The sequence below is a fragment of the Dictyobacter sp. Z7_2 genome, assembly GCF_057551105.1.
Genome location: NZ_BAAJPE010000001.1, coordinates 2,479,526 through 2,499,466, shown reverse-complemented (window position 1 = coordinate 2,499,466; position 19,941 = coordinate 2,479,526). Strand labels below are relative to the sequence as shown.

General features: G+C 46.6%; 18 protein-coding genes and 1 pseudogene. 15 read left to right on the top strand and 4 right to left on the bottom strand.

All coding sequences use genetic code 11. From position 1 onward, the window contains the following. The first annotated feature begins 16 nt into the window (after positions 1 to 16). The 12 genes and pseudogenes from AC27N8_RS09960 (at position 17) to AC27N8_RS09905 (ending at position 12,176) form a co-directional block, all read left to right on the top strand. Positions 17 to 838: a DUF6585 family protein gene (locus tag AC27N8_RS09960; RefSeq protein ID WP_487066481.1), complete on the top strand. Its 822-nt coding sequence runs from the start codon at positions 17 to 19 to the stop codon at positions 836 to 838. Positions 839 to 862: 24 nt separating this feature from the next. Continuing rightward, the gene (locus AC27N8_RS09955) at positions 863 to 1,480 is read left to right on the top strand and encodes a WD40 repeat domain-containing protein (RefSeq protein ID WP_487066479.1); all 618 of its coding nucleotides are present in this window, start codon (positions 863 to 865) and stop codon (positions 1,478 to 1,480) included. Further along, a complete protein-coding gene (locus tag AC27N8_RS09950; protein ID WP_487066477.1) occupies positions 1,477 to 1,824 on the top strand; it encodes a WD40 repeat domain-containing protein in 348 nt (115 codons plus the stop codon). The genes AC27N8_RS09955 and AC27N8_RS09950 overlap by 4 nt, the downstream gene beginning before the upstream one ends. A gap of 637 nt (positions 1,825 to 2,461) precedes the next feature. Beyond that, positions 2,462 to 3,064 (top strand): Uma2 family endonuclease, encoded by a 603-nt coding sequence (locus tag AC27N8_RS09945; RefSeq protein ID WP_487066475.1) that lies wholly within the window; start codon positions 2,462 to 2,464, stop codon positions 3,062 to 3,064. Between the two features lie 50 nt (positions 3,065 to 3,114). After that, positions 3,115 to 3,282, top strand: a pseudogene (locus AC27N8_RS09940) (YwbE family protein). Then, on the top strand, positions 3,245 to 3,574 hold the full coding sequence (locus tag AC27N8_RS09935; protein WP_487067931.1) for a hypothetical protein: 330 nt from the start codon (positions 3,245 to 3,247) through the stop codon (positions 3,572 to 3,574). Before AC27N8_RS09940 ends, AC27N8_RS09935 begins: the two are co-directional and overlap by 38 nt. A 49-nt stretch (positions 3,575 to 3,623) precedes the next feature. Next, positions 3,624 to 4,798 (top strand): IS3 family transposase gene (locus AC27N8_RS09930; RefSeq protein WP_487066473.1). Its coding sequence is split into 2 segments (ribosomal slippage): positions 3,624 to 3,896 and positions 3,899 to 4,798, totalling 1,173 coding nucleotides; the frame shifts between segments, so codons are not numbered across the junction. Positions 4,799 to 5,081: 283 nt separating this feature from the next. Continuing rightward, on the top strand, positions 5,082 to 5,636 hold the full coding sequence (locus tag AC27N8_RS09925) for a hypothetical protein (protein WP_487066471.1): 555 nt from the start codon (positions 5,082 to 5,084) through the stop codon (positions 5,634 to 5,636). A 606-nt stretch (positions 5,637 to 6,242) separates the two neighbouring features. Beyond that, positions 6,243 to 9,251, top strand: a complete 3,009-nt coding sequence (locus AC27N8_RS09920; RefSeq protein WP_487066469.1) for a TIR domain-containing protein — start codon at positions 6,243 to 6,245, stop codon at positions 9,249 to 9,251. A 279-nt stretch (positions 9,252 to 9,530) separates the two neighbouring features. After that, positions 9,531 to 10,073, top strand: a complete 543-nt coding sequence (locus AC27N8_RS09915; protein WP_487066467.1) for a tyrosine-type recombinase/integrase — start codon at positions 9,531 to 9,533, stop codon at positions 10,071 to 10,073. Further along, positions 10,070 to 10,720 carry a site-specific integrase gene (locus tag AC27N8_RS09910; protein ID WP_487066465.1) on the top strand — a complete coding sequence of 217 codons (651 nt, stop codon included), beginning with the start codon at positions 10,070 to 10,072 and terminating at the stop codon, positions 10,718 to 10,720. The genes AC27N8_RS09915 and AC27N8_RS09910 overlap by 4 nt, the downstream gene beginning before the upstream one ends. A gap of 451 nt (positions 10,721 to 11,171) precedes the next feature. After that, positions 11,172 to 12,176, top strand: coding sequence for a sigma-70 family RNA polymerase sigma factor (locus AC27N8_RS09905; RefSeq protein ID WP_487066463.1), 1,005 nt, complete (start codon positions 11,172 to 11,174; stop codon positions 12,174 to 12,176). A 512-nt stretch (positions 12,177 to 12,688) separates the two neighbouring features. Here the strand turns inward: AC27N8_RS09905 and AC27N8_RS09900 are convergent. Together AC27N8_RS09900 and AC27N8_RS09895 are read right to left on the bottom strand one after the other, a co-directional pair. Further along, entirely contained in the window at positions 12,689 to 14,032 is a 1,344-nt protein-coding gene (locus AC27N8_RS09900) for a PP2C family protein-serine/threonine phosphatase (protein ID WP_487066461.1), read from the bottom strand. Positions 14,033 to 14,175: 143 nt separating this feature from the next. Continuing rightward, positions 14,176 to 14,442, bottom strand: a complete 267-nt coding sequence (locus tag AC27N8_RS09895; RefSeq protein WP_487066459.1) for a hypothetical protein — start codon at positions 14,440 to 14,442, stop codon at positions 14,176 to 14,178. 283 nt (positions 14,443 to 14,725) lie between these two features. On the opposite strand from AC27N8_RS09895, the gene AC27N8_RS09890 reads away from it, so the two are divergent. Next, positions 14,726 to 15,136: a hypothetical protein gene (locus tag AC27N8_RS09890; protein WP_487066457.1), complete on the top strand. Its 411-nt coding sequence runs from the start codon at positions 14,726 to 14,728 to the stop codon at positions 15,134 to 15,136. Between the two features lie 66 nt (positions 15,137 to 15,202). Here the strand turns inward: AC27N8_RS09890 and AC27N8_RS09885 are convergent, their stop codons facing one another. After that, a complete protein-coding gene (locus AC27N8_RS09885; protein ID WP_487066455.1) occupies positions 15,203 to 15,994 on the bottom strand; it encodes a hypothetical protein in 792 nt (263 codons plus the stop codon). Between the two features lie 1,014 nt (positions 15,995 to 17,008). Between AC27N8_RS09885 and AC27N8_RS09880 the strand changes: the two genes are divergently transcribed. Together AC27N8_RS09880 and AC27N8_RS09875 are read left to right on the top strand one after the other, a co-directional pair. After that, a complete protein-coding gene (locus tag AC27N8_RS09880) occupies positions 17,009 to 17,905 on the top strand; it encodes a hypothetical protein (RefSeq protein WP_487066453.1) in 897 nt (298 codons plus the stop codon). Between the two features lie 242 nt (positions 17,906 to 18,147). Continuing rightward, positions 18,148 to 19,182 (top strand): SIS domain-containing protein, encoded by a 1,035-nt coding sequence (locus AC27N8_RS09875; RefSeq protein ID WP_487066451.1) that lies wholly within the window; start codon positions 18,148 to 18,150, stop codon positions 19,180 to 19,182. 122 nt (positions 19,183 to 19,304) lie between these two features. On the opposite strand, the gene leuD is transcribed toward AC27N8_RS09875, so the two are convergent. Continuing rightward, the gene (gene leuD / locus AC27N8_RS09870; RefSeq protein WP_487066449.1) at positions 19,305 to 19,925 is read right to left on the bottom strand and encodes a 3-isopropylmalate dehydratase small subunit; all 621 of its coding nucleotides are present in this window, start codon (positions 19,923 to 19,925) and stop codon (positions 19,305 to 19,307) included. Between the last annotated feature and the right edge of the window lie 16 nt (positions 19,926 to 19,941).

The following is a 19,941-nucleotide window of genomic DNA, read 5'->3' as shown; positions in this document are numbered from 1 at the left end:
GGAACACTTCATAATAATGAAGACAACAAACATATTCTCCAATGAAGACAATCAACTGAGTGAGATCAATCAGCTTGGTACACCTTTGGAGATCTATCGATTGAAACCCAGTTCTATTCGCTTCCTGCGCATCATCAGTCTGCTTCTCTTTCTCACAGGCATCGTGATCCTGATCTCCTTACTTCTTCCAATCTCTCATCCCAACTCCGCTTCTCTCTTGCCTGCTTTATGCGGTAGTTTCTATGTCCTATTTCAGGGAGGCTTTTTTTACGGCATGATGGTCCGACAAGCTCAGAGCATGCGTGTCATTGTGTGCGAACAAGGGCTTCTCCAGATCAAAAAAAGAATCAGGCACAATCGTGTTGAAGTCGTCCACTGGAAAGATATTATGGCAATACAGAAAGGATTTACCTCAGAGTATTTCATCACCTATCGGGATAATAAACAGATCCGTCCTCCTGCCTCACTCACGCTCACTAATAACTATCAAGAGCTTGACGAGCTTATCGCACTCATCAAAAAACGTCACAAGAGAGTTACCCATGTGGAGAAGGAAAGTATCCAGAAAAGTTCAATCGAGGCTCCGCCCCGGAAAGGGATGCGTTATCGCTGTCCGTGCTGTGGATGGAAAACGCTGAATACACATGAAGAATACGAGATGTGTCTGGTGTGTTCCTGGCAAGATGACGGACAGAATGATGTGGATGCCAATACGAACCGCATACTAAGTCCAAACCATATCAGCCTGGCATTGGGCAGGGAAAATTACCTACGCTTTGGAGCTATTCGAAAAGATGCATTGCCATCGGTACGCCCACCGCTGCCAGAGGAGATGTAGGGAAGCAAGGCGCATTTCAAAAGCATGAGGGACTTCTCTCACATTTTCGCGACAGAATTGAGGGATTTCTCCCATGCTTTTGCTCCTGACTCACGTTATACTATCCCTCGCAGCTCGGACGGCCGCTATATAGCTGATGTTACAAGTGATGGCTCTATAAAAGTAAAGGAAACAAGTGGTAAGATCTACACTTATACACTTCCAATACATAGTGATATTCGCATGCTTGCCTTCAGCCACAACGGAGAGTATCTCGCATATATAAACAATCAAGATCAAGTACTTCTCTGGGCACGGAAAGAACAAAAGAATGAGCCTGCTTTCCTTTTCCAGGTAGAAAATATCAAGGAACTCGCTTTTAGTAAGAACGATGAGTACTTAATTACTGCCAATAACACGAATAAAGTATTCATCTGGCAATGGAAAACACAGGCGAAAGAGCCATATCTTGTCCTACGTCACGAAGATTCCACATGCATACGCGCCCTTTATCCGAATACACGTTATCTTCTTACGATAAACAATGACGCAGGTGCGCGAGTATGGGATATGACAACAGGAGTATTATTACAACATCTCCATCATAAAAATGACATTGTATCTGCAACGTTTGACAGTGAGGGAAATATCTGGCAACCGTGAGCATTGATTATACCGTTAGTATATGGAATGTTTCTACAGGAGAACAGCTTGCACGTCTGTCACAGGATGGCAAAGTCTATGCAGTCGCATTTAGTCGTGATAAGAAATATCTAGCGACAGCCTGTGACGATGCCATTGTACGAATTTGGCAATGGAGGCCGCATAATTTAGAGAGAGAAGCTAAATTACGTCTGGCAAGCAATTTAACATACGAAGAATGGCAGGAATACATTGAGAACGATCCACACCAAGAAACATTTGGTGATTTAGGATGGAGAGAACTTCCCCTCGAAGATCAGTTTGATGATGAGGAAACCAACTCTGTCACAAAAAATTCCTTATAAGGAGGCATCGCTCTCACATCTGTCTGGTGACAAAGGAGGCTCTCATGCTGGTTTGTTCTCATTTTTTTGACAGCCAATTTACTTAAACAAGACGGTTTAAGCCGGACGAAGACGAATCGGTACGCATGCATTTTTAAGCTCAATTCTCCAGAAAAGACATCCTCCAAGCTCCCCTCGTTGAAGTAAAAATGGTAAGACTGGTATCAAACAGGGGCCTGTATACGACCCCTCATCGGGGAGCCTGAGGAGCGCATCGATGGGGATATTCAAAAAATGCTGAGTACCGATTGACAGCCAATTTGACAGCCAAGTTCAAATACTGCTCAACACTCTCCCAAAAGTCTTCCAAAGCGGCTTTATCACGTATATTGTCTGGCTTCTTTCAAACTCGCTTTGACGGCACAAAATCTGCAACAACCATTGCAAGTAACCAGGTTTACTATACCTGATAAGCCATCTTCTTTGAGAATGGGCTATTTCACATTTCATGGTACAATAGCCTTGACAGAGTAAAGCAAAAATAACTCTGTCATCTTGACAGAGTTATTTCTATGAGAAAGCAACAGGAATGTCAGGCATTTGAGCGCATACAGATTGCACATATCCGTACATTTTCTGCTCTAGAGGAGATACATATATGGCTTTGGAACATGCACAAACGATGACGGTTGAGGAATACCTTCATCTGGATGAAACCGATGCTGAAAACCGCTATGAGTACGTTGATGGCCAGGTATATCTGATGGCTGGAGGAACGTTTAACCATAGCACAATATGTGGCAATATTTATAGCATTCTTCGGAACCTCCTTCAAGGAAAACCATGCCGTGTATACAATTCTGATATCAAAGTGCAAATTTCTCAAAAACGTTACTTTCATCCCGATATTACGGTCACATGCGATCAACGAGACAGAGGTACCGGTGATCTGCTTCAATCTCCACGGGTCATTTTTGAAGTCCTCTCTCCAAGTACTGAAATTTCTGATAGAACCTGGAAATTTCAAAATTATCTCGCACTTCCAACACTGGAAGTTTATATCCTTGTCAGTGCCAAAGCTTTAAAAATGGAAATGTACCATAAAGAAAATGGGAAATGGATATACGATATGTATGAGGCAAACGCAACAATCGAATTGCTGTGCCTCGGTCTTCAGTTCCCCCTCAATGATGCTTATACAGACATAGTATTGGACGAAACACCCTTAGAAAATGGTGAAAGTGATCATGAAATTGGTTGATACATTCTTCATGAGTGAAGCAATTTCGCTTAAACCTCTTGCAAGAGCCAATGAAGTATGTTATCTCCCCAATCGTCCTCAAGCAAGACCAGCGAACAGGAAAACTGACCTGAGGAATCGTCAGGGACATTTTGACTAACTCCGCTTCTCACCCACATGGGATCAAGGTACGGCTGGTCGATGGACAAGTTGGGCGCGTACAGCACATTGAGGAATAATACCACAGACCATACCTTTGATTTTGTCTTAGGTATTATGCATAGGCTCGATGGATTTCTGGCATTACGAGAGTACCACCAACAACGTTATGGTCTTCCCGTTAACGTGCTCGATGACTGGCAGAATCAGATCAATCATTTGCTTCTCCAAGAGGAAGCCGCTCATCGAGAAATCTCTGATGAGGTCAGAAAATCATTGCTTCAATTAAGACCAGACTTTTCCCTAATCTCTCATCGCAGCAATTTGCACAACACTATCAATCCATGTGCCAATCTGGACTTGACCCGCTAGGATGGATATGGTAAACTTGGAGAAAGACTCCAAGAGGAGGGTCAAGAACATGGCAAAAATGATACGCACGTTTACGAAAGAATTCAAGCTGGAAGCAGTGCAGCTCTTGCAATCGAGCCAGAAATCGCAAGCGCAAATTGCCAGAGACCTGGGTATTGCAGACAGCACGCTCAGCAATTGGTGCAAACAGTTCATCGAACGAGGAGAACAAGCATTTCCTGGAAGTGGGCATCTTCCTCCATTAGAAGAGGAGAATCGACAACTCAAGCGAGAAGTTGATGTCCTTCGACAGGAGCGTGACATCTTAAAAAAAGCTATCGGCATCTTCTCACGACACCAGATCTGACGTATCAGTTTATTGCGGATCACCGTCAGGACTACTCTATTCGCGTGTTATGTCGAACATTGGACGTCTCAGAAAGTGGCTATTATGCCTGGGAAACCCGTCCGGCCAGCACGCACGAGCGAGAAGATGCCAAACTTTCCGCCTTGATTCAACAACTCTTTCTCGAGCATCGCCAGGTCTATGGGAGCCCACGTATTCATGCGCTGCTCGCCACACAGGGGATTCATTGTGGACGCAAACGGGTGGTGCGCTTGATGCAATCGTTGGGTCTTTCAGCCTTGCCTAAGCGGTCTCGTCGTCCCATGGGCACCGCGAGCGATCCAACGGCCCGCTTTGCACCCAATCTGTTGGATCGTGATTTCAATGCATCGGCACCCAATACGAAGTGGGTCACCGATTGCACCATGATCTCGACACAGGAAGGATGGCTCTATCTCGCGGTCGTCCTTGATCTGTTCGCACGTCGGGTTGTGGGCTGGGCGATGGCCGCTACTGAGGACGAGGCGCTGGTGACGATGGCACTCCGCATGGCCTTAGCTCGGCAGCAGCCTGAAAGTGACTGTTTTCCACTGTTACATCATTCAGATCGGGGCAGCGAATATACCAGCCTGGGCTATCAAGCGTGTTTGGCCGGGGAAGGAATTCAGGTGAGTATGAGTCGGACCGGGAACGCATGGGATAACGCTGCGATGGAGTCTTTCTTTGCAACACTGAAGAAAGAGTGTATCTACCGATCCTCTTTTCAAACACGGCGACAAGCACGTCAAGCGGTTTTTGAGTACTTAGAATGTTTTTACAACTCAATTCGGCTTCATTCTACGTTAGCCTATGTCAGTCCGATCTCGTTTGAGCAGGCAAACGATCAACCGATGAGCTAACCATCTTTTGTCTCTCTATCTTTGCGGGTCACTTCCAGATACAACCACACAAAAAAGTGGATGGTCTCCCACGGCAGTGAGTTGCTCCTGCATGAGACTAGGATGCCCTCCGAGGTATCCGGAGCTCTGGGCCTGCTCTGGCAGTGAGTTGCTCCTGTGATGGCCCACCTATGATGTTATTATTTGCTTGCCAGAAGGCAAGAGAAAGGAGGTGTATAGAAAGCTTGTGGCTTTCTCTCTTTTCCCTTGCCTTTTTGGCTGTGTACAGAGAGGAAGAACAACCATGGCTCATGCTAATCGCACCCAAACGACCTACAAAAATCGTATTCAGACACTCAAGAAACAAATCCGCTCGTTCCAAGAGCAAATTCAATCCGAAGAAGATTTCATCGCGTCCGTCAAGACGCCAGGTTCCTTACTCAGAGCGTTTTTGAGCCCTTCTCTCGTGCGAGGGAGCCAGCTTCATCAGGTGACGCAAGCCCGATCGAGAAGCTCACAACTGCAACTCCAACTGTTTCAGGCGGAAATTGAGTTGCAAGACCTCGAACAATTGCGTGCACAGTATCCCGATCACGATCGGCTGATTGAGCAGGCAGCCAGGGTCAGTTTTCAATCGTGGAGCATCGAGATTCAGGAAGACGAATTGGATGTGTCGGAGCGCAAACTGCTCCTGCAAGAGCGTTTAGAAGCCAAACGCTTGCAAGAAGAAGAGCAACATATCCTGGATGAACTTCTTGAATTAGAGCGCAAGCAAGAAGAACTTGATCGCAAGCAAGAGGAGCTCGCCCGAAAAAAAGCGCATCTTTCAAGACGCGCCCATTCCAAACGTTCAAAATAAGTAACGATCAAACAAAGAGAGGAGTATGGATACGCCCATACTTCCATCTTTGCGTGCTTGCCCCCCTCTTTTCCCTCGTGAATGCGGTTGCTAGTCATCCTTATAGGTAAAAATCCTGAAGTAAAGGATATGATCCTACTCTCTTCGCATTGTTTTGCCCTTTATTTACCTCTGCTGTATGCCGCTATGGATCTGATGATCCATATGCGGTTTTTGTGTGCTGAAAAAGCCATGTGGGTCATGCACGATCCATCATGGCTTTTTTGCTGCCTAAAAGGAGTGTGATAATGCAACGAAGTCCTCCATGCAAAAAAAATGGCCTCATCATTTTACACACCATCAAAGATCGCCGTGGATATCCCCACTCCCATCGCGATGCTTCAAAATAATGCGGGGGATATATCAAAGGAGAAGCCATTCATGCTTGTTTTAAAAAGAAAAGCCGGCTAAATTATTGTGATCGATGGAGATCATAATAAATGTTCTTGGAATTGCCATATGCATCTTTTGTCCTACCTTCACTCACAGCCCTTTCCTCTTGCATGTGGAAAAGAAAATCTCTATACTAGACGTATACTTATATGTAGTAATAGATAGGAATTAATAATGAAGAAGAGTAACAATAATGCCTCATTACAAGCATCCCACTCCTCTCTCTCGATGTTCTGTGCTGCTGCTCCTGCTGATGAGACGTTGCTCGCTCACTGGGAAACCGCTCTTCTTCCCTTCACTAACCATGCTCATTTGATCTCATGCTGGTCTGAACATCACTTAAATGCTGGCACAAATATAGAACAGGAACGCACATATCATCTTGAGCAAGCTGATCTGATTATTCTCTTGTTAAGTCCAGATTTCTTTGCCTCCCAGACCTGTTTAAAGGTAATGCAGCGAGCACTTCTCCATCATTACAATAAGACCGCACAAGTCATTCCATTGCTTTTACGCCCAGTCCATTGGCAAGCAACAGAACTGGGAACATTGATTCCTTTACCTCTCAATAGCATACCTGTTACCCAATGGAAAACCGAGGATGAAGCGTGGCATGCCTGTCTGCTCGGTCTTCAGCCCATTCTTAGGCACCTTATATCTGTGTCTACTTTTACATATCCATCTGTACGAAAGCAACGGCGTGCCACATCTGATCGGGAACGAGTGCTGGATCGCCTGCAACAAACGTACCAAAGTTTGCTGGATCAATCCTTACAAGGAATAGCATGGATAGAGTTGGGTTTAGCAAGCAAGCCAGATGCTGTCCGTACGGCGGGTTCTCTGCTTATGCAGCTACCAGAACAGAGGGAACGCATCCTTCCTACAGGTACCTCGATTCTAGCCATCTACGAACAAGCTCAAGAAGAGTTGCTCATTCTGGGAGCACCGGGAGCTGGCAAGTCCACGTTGTTGCTGGATCTAGCCCAGAACATCGTAGAACGCGCTCTCATTGACGACACCTATCCATTACCTATTATCTTGCCTCTCTCTACTTGGGCAATCCAGCAACCTCCACTGGGTAAATGGCTTATTGAACAATTCGCACATACGTATGATGTGCCACTCAAAGTGAGCACACACTGGGTAGAGGATGAACACATCATCCCACTACTCGATGGTCTTGATGAGATGGAGGAGACTGCACGCGCAGCCTGTATTGACGCCATCAATACCTATCATAGAGAGCATTTGACGCCACTAGTCGTGTGTTCACGCCAACACGAGTATAATACAGCAGCAACAAAAGAACGCCTCGCACTGCAAAGTGCAATTGTGGTGCAACCACTCACTGACGAACAAACAGAAACATCGTTACGAGCAGCAGGCCCGGCCTATATTGGGCTACGAGTGGCACTCTCTCAGCAGCCTGTTCTGCGGGAACTCGCCACAACTCCCCTGATGCTCAGTGTTTTGCTACTCACCTATCAAGAATCGCCCCGAGAGGCCATACTTCACTCGATCGTAAATTTGGAGCAACAAGTATGGACTGATTATGTCGCCCGAATGGTACAACGCAAAGGTGATAAAACTCGTTATCCCCTGGAGTATACCAGTCATTTGCTAACATATCTGGCACAACAAATGCATGTACATCAGCAAACGATTTTTTATGCTGAATATCTACAAACCGATTGGCTAACAAACACACAGCAAAGAATCGTTGCATGGCTCAGTATCCGTCTTCCTGCCATCGTGATCAGCTGTATTACTTCTTTTCTTATTTTACATCTGATACGAGGTGACGCTGATCTAACAGGTAACGTTGGAACGGTACTACTTGGAGGAGTTATAGGAGATTGCTTGGCCCAGCCGACTAACCCAGAAATGCCTTCGATTGAATGCCATCCATCTCCATCGAAACGTATTCAGTTCATACGTTGCATATTCATTAGCGTCCTTCTGGCGGTCAGCTTTGGCATCAATCTCTATCAACCAGCAATTCGTTCATCTGATACAGCCTATTCCCTCGTCTCCTGGATACGCGACGGTAGCATTGTCGGAATCGGGAGTGGGCTAAGTATCTGGTTCTTTCAGGTTCTTCTATTTCAGCGCCAGAGGCAACAAGTTCTCATTTCATCTCAACACTCTTCCTGGTATACATTTATATCGATAAGATTCGCTACTATGGCACCTCAACGCGTCTGGCTGGCAGCACTCGCCTTAGGCACTGGAATGGGGCTAAGCTTCGGGTTAACAGTTGTGCTGCGCTCCGGAATAATAGAAGGGCTAAGTGTCGTATTGGGCGCAGGCTTGATCATGAGTGCATCAGTCATATTGACTCATATCGTCCTCACTAGCTCAATTACTTCCCTCCGCTTTGCAGAGCGCATTTCTTGGACATGGAAGCATCTTCTTCAATTAGAGCATCTCCGTACGAGTGTCATGCTTACAGGGGTTCTTTTCCTTTTCTTTGGGCTCAGCTATGGACTTAGCGTCGGACTCAGCTATGGACTCAGTATTAGCCTGATCTCTGGGATCAGCACAGGGTTGATCTCTGGGCTCAGCTATGGCTTGAGCTACGGACTAGGTTATGGCTTGAGCTACTGGTTGTTACTTGGGCTCTATCAAGGCATAACTCAAGAACGTGTAAAGGATCAAGATCGTCATCGCTTCAATCAGGGCATTCGCCGCTCGTTGCGCAATGGAATATTCCTCAGTCTTATAAGCGCGAGTATCATTCTTGGGATAAGCGTGTTGATCTTCGGATTGATCTCCTCACTACTCTCTGAAATGAGCCTCTGGCTAAACTTCGGACTCAGCACTAAGACGATCTCAGTACTTATCAGCAAGCTCGGTTACGGACGAAGCTTTGGGCTGACCTCCGCACTGATAATTCCAATCAGTGGATTTTTAATCACGTGGGTACTGAGTGGAGGTGTAACCATTCTGCGCCATTATATTATTCGCTGGTTTCTTGCCCACTCTCATTGTCTTCCCTGGCAGGCACAAACATTCCTCGACGATGCAACAACACGCATCTTCCTCCAGCGAGTAGGGGGAGGCTATCGTTTCATCCATCGCCGATTGCTAGGCTATTTCGCTAATCTGACAACGATAGTGACTCAAACATCAGCCGTAACTGATACTGAAACAATAACATCATCGAATGAACAGAAGATATGACTGCATGAGCTTCACTATCAAAGTAATTTGAAACGTTATCATTCGAGAAGTACGAAATCAGATCAATGAGAAAGCATCTACGGAAGCATTAGCAGAAGTTTGCACACAATTTTTCTCAATTGAGCAATTCTCTACTCCCATAGTTCTTTCAATTCAGAAAAAGAAGCTCCAAGTCTCAAAAAAAGGAGGAAATGGATAGCAATGGCTTCAAATTTGCCGACAGATGCTGTAAAATAGACGAATCCAGTCTTGCCCTTCATTGAAAGGGAAGTACATCACATGGTCAAAATAAGACAAGGTTCTGATGCACCTGTAAAAAATGCCAAACCCAAAAGTGATTATGGGGGTGGAACTATTTATGAGCGTCAAGACGGGCGCTTCGTCGCGAGCCTGCGATTAATCAGCGGAAAGCGTATTGAGCGTTACGCCAAGACAAGAAAGGAAGCCAAGGAGAAATTAAAGCAGCTGATTCGTAAACATGAGCAGGGCTCTCTGGTGACAGAACGCAATCAAAAGGTGCGAGACTATCTTGACGATTGGCTTGAGATACGCCGTGATTCTCTTGCCATTAAAACAACGACGTATGTCTCGTATAGCAGTTATATTCATCGAAATGTGGTGCCAATACTTGGAAATGATACATTGCAACAATTGACCGGCACACAGATTCAAAAACTGTATACACAACTACGCAGCAATGGTATTTCGCCAAATACGATTCATCTCATCCATACCATACTCAATGCCGCCTTTGGTGATGCCGTCAAATGGCATAGAATAGCGCTCAATCCCTGTCAGCATCTCACAAAAAAACTGAGATGAGATACATCACACATGAGCAAGCAATGCAGTTGGTAGAAGCGGCGAGAGGATACCGTATTGAAACAATTCTTTTAGTCGCCGTCACGCTCGGATTACGACGGGGAGAAATTCTTGGTCTGCATTGGGATGATATCGATTTCGAGCAGGGAATGCTCCATGTGAGCAGGACAGTGTCCTACATTCCACCTCATACGGGAGCACGCCATATGCATCTTGAAACGGATCCAAAGACAGCAACCAGTAAGCGTACCATTATCCTCCCAACGTTTCTTCAAGAAGCGTTGAAAGCGCATCGTTTGCAACAAAGACAGGAACGCATGAAAGCGGGGAAAGCCTGGGAACAGCATCAGCTTGTCTTCTGCGGTCCGCTGGGAAAGCACATCAATCCATCATCGTTGTGGGCACAATTTAAACACGCGCTTCAGAAGGCTAATCTCCCGGATATGCGTTTCCACGATCTACGTCATTCGGCGACCACCATCTTACTGTCAATGGGAGTGAACGTGAAAGTGATTCAAGAGCTACTGGGACATGCCAATATCAGCATCACACTCAATATCTATTCACATGTTACTCCGGCTATGCAGCAGAATGCCATGAGAGAACTTGATCAGAAGTATCAGAGTGCGCAAAAGGAGCGAGCATGATTACATTAATGGAATCCTAAAACAAAGGTAAAGCAAGGCTTATCCCCGTGGGACGAGCGCAATTTTTGACAGCCAATTTGACAGCCAATTTGTAAAAACAAGACGGTTTAAGCCGGACGAAGACGAATCGGTACGCATGCATTTTTAAGCTCAATTCTCCAGAAAAGACATCCTCCAAGCTCCCCTCGTTGAAGTAAAAATGGTAAGACTGGTATAAGACAGGTACATTCTTACACAATTTCTGTAAAAAAAATCTTGTACTCCTCGCGATGATGGCCAAAAAAAGGTCTTTTTTGTTGTCTCCAGGACTGATTGCGTGACGATTCATTAAAAAATGTGGCTATTTCTTTATGTATCAAGAGGAAGCAATGTAGGAGATGGTAGAAAGCTTCGCCACGTATACTCAATTTCATTAGAGGCCAAATAAACACCCATTTGAGAGGATGTCCAGATGAAAAATACGATGGTAATCGATGCGCCCACAACTTCTACTTCTGATATGCATATAGAAGCGAATCCGGCTGAACTAAGTTTGAATGATTCAAGTCGCTTTTATCGCTATGAGATCGGACAGGTTGATCTACTCTCCTCGGATGAGGTGAAAAACCTGGCCGAACGTATTGAGAAGGCTCGTGTCCTGACAGGCAAGCGCCAACGCGGTTTACAACAGCGTCTGCCCAAAGAGCCCCGAGAGCTGAAGGAAGTTGAGGCTACACGTGAGGCGAACGATGCGAAAACGCAGTTGATCGAGGCGAATCTTCGTCTGGTGATGCATATCGCTCGTAAGTATAAAGGCTTCGGTGTTGACCTGATGGACCTCGTCCAAGAGGGCAATATTGGGCTGATGCACGCCGTGGAAAAGTTTGATCACAGAAAAGGCTATCGCTTTAGCACCTATGCGACCTGGTGGATTCGACAATATGTTACACGCGCACTGGTCGAACAGGCACATATGATCCGCGTCCCCCTCTACAAAGTGGAGGAGATCAAGCGCCTGGGTCGCGTACGCCGCCGTATACAACAGGAACATGGGCTCGAAAACGAACCAACCTTAGAGCAGCTCGCTCTACAGATGGAAGTCAGCGTCCAACAGGTCATCGCCTTACTATCCACGAACCAGGAGACCGTCAGTCTCGACATGCCACGCAAAGGCGGCGATGATGAAGTTACCTTGAGCGATCTGTTAGAAGATGATCCTATCTACTCTCCTGAACGGGTTGTGATCTCGGAAACATTGAAGGAACACATTCGCGACCTATTATCCGTGCTATCACAACGCGAGAGGAGGGTGTTACAACTCCGCTACGGTCTCAATGACCAGGGTGAACATAGTTTATCAGAAACAGGAAAAAAGTTAGGCCTGAGCCATGAAGCGGTACGTCAGGTTGAATTCCGCGCGTTGCGCAAATTAGACTCACCAAGCCGCAGCAAAAGGCTCCAAGACTTTTTGGGGTGATGCGATTGAGCCATTTCGATGATGAGTAACAGGACGATGTAGACATAAGATGATGTCCTGTATGACCAGAGGTCGAGCAATAGATGAGCCCGCCAAGCACATCAAGCTCGACCTTTCTTTATGCACAATGTCGATTGTATGCATTGAGAAGTGCACTGGAACATAGTAATCCACTAGATTGTAGGGACTCCAGGCTTATGAAGATACTTTTGGGGAGATAAGATGCCTGATGAGAGCCCTTCCCCTCCCAACGCCGTTCCTTGCCGGGGAACACCTCCCTCTTATCAGGCACCTCTCGATGATGAGCACTTAAAGTCTACCATTACTATCCCACTTAAGTGAATGAAGAAAGTATTAAAAGAATCAAAGTGCTGCCTGACAACTCTTTTTTCTACTGCATTGATCAGAAAAGAGTTGTCAGGCAGCACGATAAAAAATCTATGATGATACATTATCTCTTAAATCCTGATAGCTTTTTACTTCTGAGCTACCTCCTACAACCTGGCTAGCGCTTAGATCTGGGCAACAACAACGCTGATATTGTCACTTCCGCCACCACGTAGAGCTGTCTGAACCAGGCGATCGGTCAGCAGCAGCGGATCGTCACTGGAGCGGATGATCCTCTCAATGGCGGGATCACGAATCATTTCCCAGAGACCATCCGAGCAGAGCAGCAGGCGATCGTGTGGCTCCAGATCGATCTTAAATGAATCGACTTTGAGATCCTCCATTTGCCCAAGACTACGATAGATCTGACTACGGTCGGGATGCGTATACACCTCGTCCGGCGTGATCTGTCCAAAGGCCACCAGCGAGGCCACAAGAGAGTGATCACGCGTAATCTGGATCAATCCAGCACTATCGCGAAACAAGTATGTCCGGCTATCCCCGACATTGACAATATAGGCCCGCATATTAATCACCAGCACAGCCGTCAACGTCGTCCCCATATCAACTCCCTCGGCCTTGCCTCGCTGATAGATGGCCAGATTAGCCCATTCCACTCCTCCGACCAGCATATCGGTGAAAAACTCATCGCTCAGCTCTTTCCCCATAATGATGTTTTGAAGCACTGTGTGAGAGACCGTTTGCATCGCCATCCGACTGGCCACCTGACCATCCTCATGTCCCCCCATCCCATCGGCGACCACAAACAGACCGAATGGCAACAGCTGATTCTGATACGTGTAGCTGCCTTGCATCACTACAACACTATCTTCGTTAGGATAATGACGACGTGCAACTCCAGGATGCCAGCCAACTCCCACACGCATGGGCAAGACCCGCATGGCCGTCGACGTGTTGACTGACGTCCGCTGCATATTGCCAGCCGGACGCGTCGGCAGATCGGCAAGTTCAGGCTGAGGATGCAGTCGAGGCGTCGTCAGAGAAGCGGTCTGACCATGATCTCCCCTGGATGGTCGCTGCGGGAGGCGCAGTCGCGGAGCGGTCGAACTCAGTGTGTCCGCACTGATGCCCGATGGAGAGACAGCTAGCGAGAACTGTTGCGATGGCAGCCATGATGCGGCCGCCTCCCGCATGCGCTCCGAGGAGGTCGAGTTCGCACGCAGATGATGTCGGATAAGCATCCCACCACTATACAGTAAGAGATACCAGAGACCTCCCCAGGCCAGCGACCAGAGCAATGATCCAGTCAAACACCAGAAAGAGGAGGTATTATCAGCAGCCCACAAAGCAGGCAAGATCAGAAGCGTCTGTATAAAAGATACCCAGGAACTCGGAGGGAGGCCACCATCAGCAATCAGGAAAAAAATGCCCGCACAGACCAGACCCATCCAGGTAACGTAACGTAGCCAGCGATTGATATCATACAGTGTCAAAAACTCAGCGAACATGCCCTATTCCCTTGCTTTGCTCAAAACGCCACAGCACACATCATGAGTGATCTACGTACTTCCTACATGAATAACTAAGATGATGCAAGAAATGATGTCAGCAATACATATAAATAGTTACAGTGATGACATACAGACACATACTACCGTGCAACATCGTAGAAAACAGGGACAGGCTCTACCCGGGGAAGATCACTCTCCATAGCCTGCACATACAACTGACACACCATCATCGTCGCCGTATGCTCGCCAACCTGATCCGCCAGACAATCCTGGCACTGACCAACCTGATCCATACGCGCATGGATAAATTCATGGCGCGCCGTACCCGAAGATAATCCAGATAAACCACGGCGCATCGCCTGTAACTCCAACTCGATACGCTCACGCAGTTGAGCAATTTCACTCATGTAAGGGACCTCCTGAAAGATGTGACACCAATCCGAACTTGCTTTAAGTATAAAAGATGCGGATTTTAGCTAGCTCCCAAGACAACTCACAGCTCATCCGGAAATATCGGCAGAAAAAACAGGAAAGCAGCACAGTAACGTAAAAATCCATAGGTACTATCCCCATTGACTGTAGATACCATACTATCGATAATTAAGGTATGTCTCTTAAGAAAAGATCCTGATGCAGAGATAAGATAATTGCTCAAACACCACGACTTTGAAAAAACTCGCAGAAGTGTGGATGGGCTTTAATTTAGCAAGCATCGTCCGTATCCCGCCGGATATAAAGAAGACATTGAACAATCTTTCCCAGAAAATTTTTTGTTCAATGTCTTATACGTCTTATACCAAGTCTTCTAATTTTTCTTCCTCAGGCCAGCATGGACCATCCAATCAAAAGCAGATACCTGATCAAAAACCTTATTACTTAGTTGGAACTGGGCACAATCAAGGTAGCGAGTTCGGAGCCAATCTCATTGAACTTAAAGGAAAACTCTTTAAATACTTCGTGCAGCAAATTATAGAGCCACAGCAACATACCCCAAGCACAGTATTCCCCGATGACAAACAGCCAAAAGAACGACTCCAAGCATTTCTAGATAATCCTACTTACTCAATATTTTTTAGATATAGTAGCTCCATTTCGCCATAGTAATCACTTTCCCAAGAATTAAACTATTTCTCTGAGCACACCATGGCAGATCCTTTCGAATAAAAATCACCAATCTTGCAGAGGAGCGCGCCCATCGCGCCAATTCCACTCACTATCCTTGAGGAATTGCGTTAGTCCTTGATTATAGGAAATATTCCAATCGCGGAAGCCAATGATACATTCCCATAAGGCCTGAGCGTTCGCCACAGAGCCATGTTGTAGCAATTTATCAACCAGAGGGAGGAAATCTGCGGGTTTGTCTGGAGCGTCCTCTACGGCGCGCATGAGCCATTTATGATAGGGATAGAGGACGCGATTGTACGCAAGGATCAGGCGAGCAGCATAGAGGATCATTTCGGTGGTGGAGTGAGCCATCAGGTAGGCGGATTGTCTCTTTTCGGCTTCGCGCACGAACCAGTTCATCGTTTGTACCTGACTGTAGAATGCTTGCATTTTTTCTGCTCGTTCGGCCTCCTGGTAGACAGGTATCTGCTGCACCAATTTGTCCAACTCGGGGATGTGGGAAAAGGCGGTGATGACGTTTCTGAATGCAGCCCGTGCTGGCTCGCTACCTTTTTGAGCGACATCGCGCAGGAATTGCAGATCCAGTATTTTGCCGTCGACGTATCCGTCTGGATAGTCGCAGAATTCGGTATTGTAGTACCAGAAGCTGTTACGGCTCACGCATTGGGCATATTCTTCGTCGGTGGCGATGATCATGATATCGACATCGGAGTTGACATCGCCCCAGCCTTTGACCAGCGATCCGCCGACGAGCAGGGCCAGATAACGTGGATCATCCTGGAATTCTGCGACGAGTCGCTCGATAACACGCTGATGATGTGGTTGAAGGTACATTATGCTTATCCTTTCACATGCATACGCTTTATTTTCATGTGCCTAACGCTCCCTACAATTTCTCGCCACTACTTCCCGAAGACGGAATATTTGGCACCAACACATAAGCCGTAACTAAATATTATCAAAATGAAACGACCTCTAGACGATCCCAAAAGACCTTTTTTCTATCTTTTCTCCCCTATATATTATGTAAGTGAACAGAGTTGTTTATATTAATGGCCTTAAATAATCAATCCATTAACGCACATTTATGATAAGGATGAACTCGTGGATCATGAAAAGTTTTTTTGACCTCTGTCTATTTCTTTTCTCACACCATGACAATCCTTTCCAAACATAGCATCTTTATAAAAAAGGAAAAAACACATGTATAAAGGAAACAGAAGAGAAGGGGTTGAACATACGACACCTTCTGCGAGTGATAGGAGCAACGCAACCCCCAATCTATTACGTGATGGAAGGTATAGGTTACTTGCACCAGAGTCATCTTTACAACAGCCAGAGCAAGACACCCATTCTTCACCAATAAGATCGCGTGTTATTAGGACAACACGCCATCAGTATAGCACTGACACTCCTTCACCTTCTACACCCCCTAGACAATTTGAGGCCCCCATACAACAGCCAGGACAAGACACCCATTCTTCATCAATGAGGTCGCGTGTTATTAGGACAACACGTCATCAGTATAACACTGACACTCCCTCACCTTCTACACCCCCTAGACAATTTGAGGCCCCCATACCATCTGATACTTCACCTTACGCTTCTAGATTTAGATCGGCAAGTGAATTACCTTTAACGTCTTTTCCACCTCGTAAATCTGGCTTTGACTCTACGCCAGTCAGCAGCCGGCCATCACTATCACCACTCTTTTCTTCACATGAGGCTTCTTCATCGAGTGCAAATAGAGATTTATCACTACTACCTATACCAGCTCATAATTCACATGAGGCTGCTAGATTAACCAAAAGAACTAGCCCAAATTATAATCCACGCGGTGTTTTTGCGATGGAAACAGTGAGTGAAGAACCATCAACATCCAGTGGAAGACCTCCTTTTAGCCGAGATTCACCATCATTTTGGCGAGATTCAATATCAGCTGAGGATGACTCAACGTCTAAATCAGACAAAAGATCCGGATCACACTTTGAACCTGCTGTTACAAATAGGGGGATTAAAAATCGTAGAAGAGAGGGATCAGTCATAGACCCGGCTATTGCACAGGAAGCTGCTGAATTATACAAACGCGAAGCAATCCGCAGAGAACTTATATCAACTATTGATTCATCTCATGCTTCTACTTCAAAATCAAAATTAGAAGCACACCTATCATCTCATGATTCTAGATCAATGTGGGACAGGAATGTCGAACAGACACTACCTCCTATGGGGACAGATGGACCTTCTACATCAAGCGGCCAGCGTGGTCATAGATCTGGTTGGGGTAAAGCGCGGGCTAAAATAAAGGAGCAAGTCCGAACAATTGATCCACCCCGTAATATGGAGCGCCCCCCTTCTTTCCAACGAGTGACAGTTGACGGTGCACAATTTGACTTAGAATGGACTAAGCCAATCATCGAGCATGTTGCGCCGCAAAGATTCGAGGATGCAAATTCTCAAAAGCTACATAATACTATATATAATATGTTCAGAGACAGAATAGACGCATCCTTACTTGTCATTGGCATGCCTAGAGAAGATCCAAACAATTCGAACAATACAATCATCAAATTAGATAGACCACTGGCTCAACAAAAAGGCCTGCAAGTTATTGAGATAAGAGAACCCAATGCAGTAGGCTATAGCTTACCGACAGAAGATTGGGTAAAAATAAATAACTTACTAAGCCATCGAGATTTTCAGAGCCTTGCAAGGGCAAATAATTGGCAAGATGATTGGATTTAATATTCATAATCGTCTTAAATATAACAAAAGAATCATATGTCTCTTCCTTACTCGTTAAAACATATCATTTGGAGCTACATGCTATCGCGTTGCGGTCTCGTGGAATAATAGCCGCCCGTACCAGTCGTCTAGACCACTATACCAGAATATGTGATATAGTTACAAATGGGAACAGATAGATAGGCTAAATTCATCGAACCAGCAGTGGGATTCCACTTGCGCTGGGTATATATGGAGGACATATGGCATCATTACTTGAACAGGAGATCTTTAGTCAACCGGAGGTAATTGCACATCTTTTGGCGTTGGAGACGGAGCATATTAAGCAGATCGTGGCTGAACTTCCGGCGTTCGATTATATTTTGATTGCGGCTCGTGGCTCATCAGATCATGCTGCGACATATGCCAAATATGCCTGGGCGACCTTTGCAGGCTATCCTATTGCACTGGCGACGCCTTCGTTGCAGACGCTCTATGCGACGTCTCCGCGCATGAAAAACGCTCTGGTCGTCGGTATCTCACAATCGGGACAGTCGCCAGATATTGTGGCTGTCCTTGAAGAGGGCAAGCGTCAGGGACGTCCCACGATCGCGATCACAAATGATAGCAATTCGGCACTGGCGCGCATCGCTGATCATGTGGTGGAGCTGCATGCCGGTCAGGAGCGCAGTGTGGCGGCGACGAAGACATATACAGCTCAGCTGGCAGTGATGATGCTGTTCGCAGCACTTTGGAATGGTGATCCACAACGTCTGGCCGAGTTACAGGCGGTCCCTGATCAGATTGCCAGGGTGCTGCAAAATGCTCCCACAATCGCACAACAAGTGGAGCGCTATCGCTATATGAATCAGTGTATCGTGGTTGGTCGAGGCTATAATTACTCGACATCGTTTGAGCTGGCACTCAAGCTCAAAGAGTTGACCTATGTGATGGCCACGGCCTATTCTTCAGCCGACTTTCGCCATGGTCCGATCGCGACCATCGAAGAGGGACTTCCAACCATTCTGATTATGCCATCCGGGGCAACGGCGGCTGATATGCTGGATCTGGCAAAAGATCTCCAGAGTCGCAAAGCTGAGCTGATAATCATCTCCGATAAGGATGAGGCGTTAGCGTTGGCTCAAACAGCTTTTGCGCTTCCTAAAGATATCCCTGAATGGTTAAGCCCAATCGCCGCGATTATCCCTGGACAGCTACTCGGCCTGTATCTGACGCTGGCAAAGCGCCTGGAGCCTGATATGCCGCGTGGCTTAAACAAAATCACTCTTACCCTTTAGTAGCGTCGTGCCCTCGGGCACGATGTCCCAGTAACTCGTACGAGTTAGCAGGATCTCGGCGAACCACGCTAGCCCGCCTGATCGTACGTCAAGTGGGACATCGTGCCCGAGGCACGACGCTACTAGCGAGTTGCAAAAAACCAGGGAGCTTCCTGCTTACGTTTCTGCTCATAGGCAACGATATCGTTGTTCATCGAGAGAGTCCAGGCGATCAGATCAAGCCCCTGAAGCATGCGTTCTTTCCTGAATGAGTCAATATCAAAATGAATGACCTTTTTGTCGGGAAGCGTCACCGTCTGCTGCGCCAAATCTACGTCCAGGGAGTAGCCAGGGGTGGCTTCGATATCCTTGAACAGCTGCTGGACAGTCTGTTCATCCACAACAATTGGCAGTAGATCATTGCTGAAGCAGTTGTTGTAGAAGATATCAGCAAAGCTGGGCGCGATAAGCACGCGGAAACCATACTGCGAGAGTGCCCAGGGAGCGTGTTCACGCGATGAACCGCAACCAAAATTATCGCCAGCAACCAGGACGCTTGCTCCCTGGTAACGGGGCTGATTGAGGATGAAGTCAGGATTGGGCTCCTGCGTCTCTCCAAGATAGCGCCAGTTGGCAAACAGGGCGGCCTCAAAACCTGTACGGCTGGTCGTTTTAAGAAAACGCGCCGGAGTGATCTCATCGGTGTTGACGTTCACACGATCCAATGGCAACACCAGACCGGTATGGGTGGTAAATGCTTTCATGAATTATTCTGTCCTC

Coding starts and splice junctions, on each gene's coding strand:
- AC27N8_RS09890 (WP_487066457.1), top strand. CDS start 14,726: ATGGGCTTTAATTTAGCAAGCATCGTCCGTATCCCGCCGGATATAAAG.
- AC27N8_RS09915 (WP_487066467.1), top strand. CDS start 9,531: ATGGTCAAAATAAGACAAGGTTCTGATGCACCTGTAAAAAATGCCAAA.
- AC27N8_RS09960 (WP_487066481.1), top strand. CDS start 17: ATGAAGACAACAAACATATTCTCCAATGAAGACAATCAACTGAGTGAG.
- AC27N8_RS09880 (WP_487066453.1), top strand. CDS start 17,009: ATGGAAACAGTGAGTGAAGAACCATCAACATCCAGTGGAAGACCTCCT.
- AC27N8_RS09925 (WP_487066471.1), top strand. CDS start 5,082: ATGGCTCATGCTAATCGCACCCAAACGACCTACAAAAATCGTATTCAG.
- AC27N8_RS09905 (WP_487066463.1), top strand. CDS start 11,172: ATGAAAAATACGATGGTAATCGATGCGCCCACAACTTCTACTTCTGAT.
- AC27N8_RS09885 (WP_487066455.1), bottom strand. CDS start 15,994: ATGTACCTTCAACCACATCATCAGCGTGTTATCGAGCGACTCGTCGCA.
- AC27N8_RS09895 (WP_487066459.1), bottom strand. CDS start 14,442: ATGAGTGAAATTGCTCAACTGCGTGAGCGTATCGAGTTGGAGTTACAG.
- AC27N8_RS09900 (WP_487066461.1), bottom strand. CDS start 14,032: ATGTTCGCTGAGTTTTTGACACTGTATGATATCAATCGCTGGCTACGT.
- AC27N8_RS09935 (WP_487067931.1), top strand. CDS start 3,245: ATGGACAAGTTGGGCGCGTACAGCACATTGAGGAATAATACCACAGAC.
- AC27N8_RS09920 (WP_487066469.1), top strand. CDS start 6,243: ATGAAGAAGAGTAACAATAATGCCTCATTACAAGCATCCCACTCCTCT.
- leuD (WP_487066449.1), bottom strand. CDS start 19,925: ATGAAAGCATTTACCACCCATACCGGTCTGGTGTTGCCATTGGATCGT.
- AC27N8_RS09875 (WP_487066451.1), top strand. CDS start 18,148: ATGGCATCATTACTTGAACAGGAGATCTTTAGTCAACCGGAGGTAATT.
- AC27N8_RS09945 (WP_487066475.1), top strand. CDS start 2,462: ATGGCTTTGGAACATGCACAAACGATGACGGTTGAGGAATACCTTCAT.
- AC27N8_RS09955 (WP_487066479.1), top strand. CDS start 863: ATGAGGGACTTCTCTCACATTTTCGCGACAGAATTGAGGGATTTCTCC.
- AC27N8_RS09910 (WP_487066465.1), top strand. CDS start 10,070: ATGAGATACATCACACATGAGCAAGCAATGCAGTTGGTAGAAGCGGCG.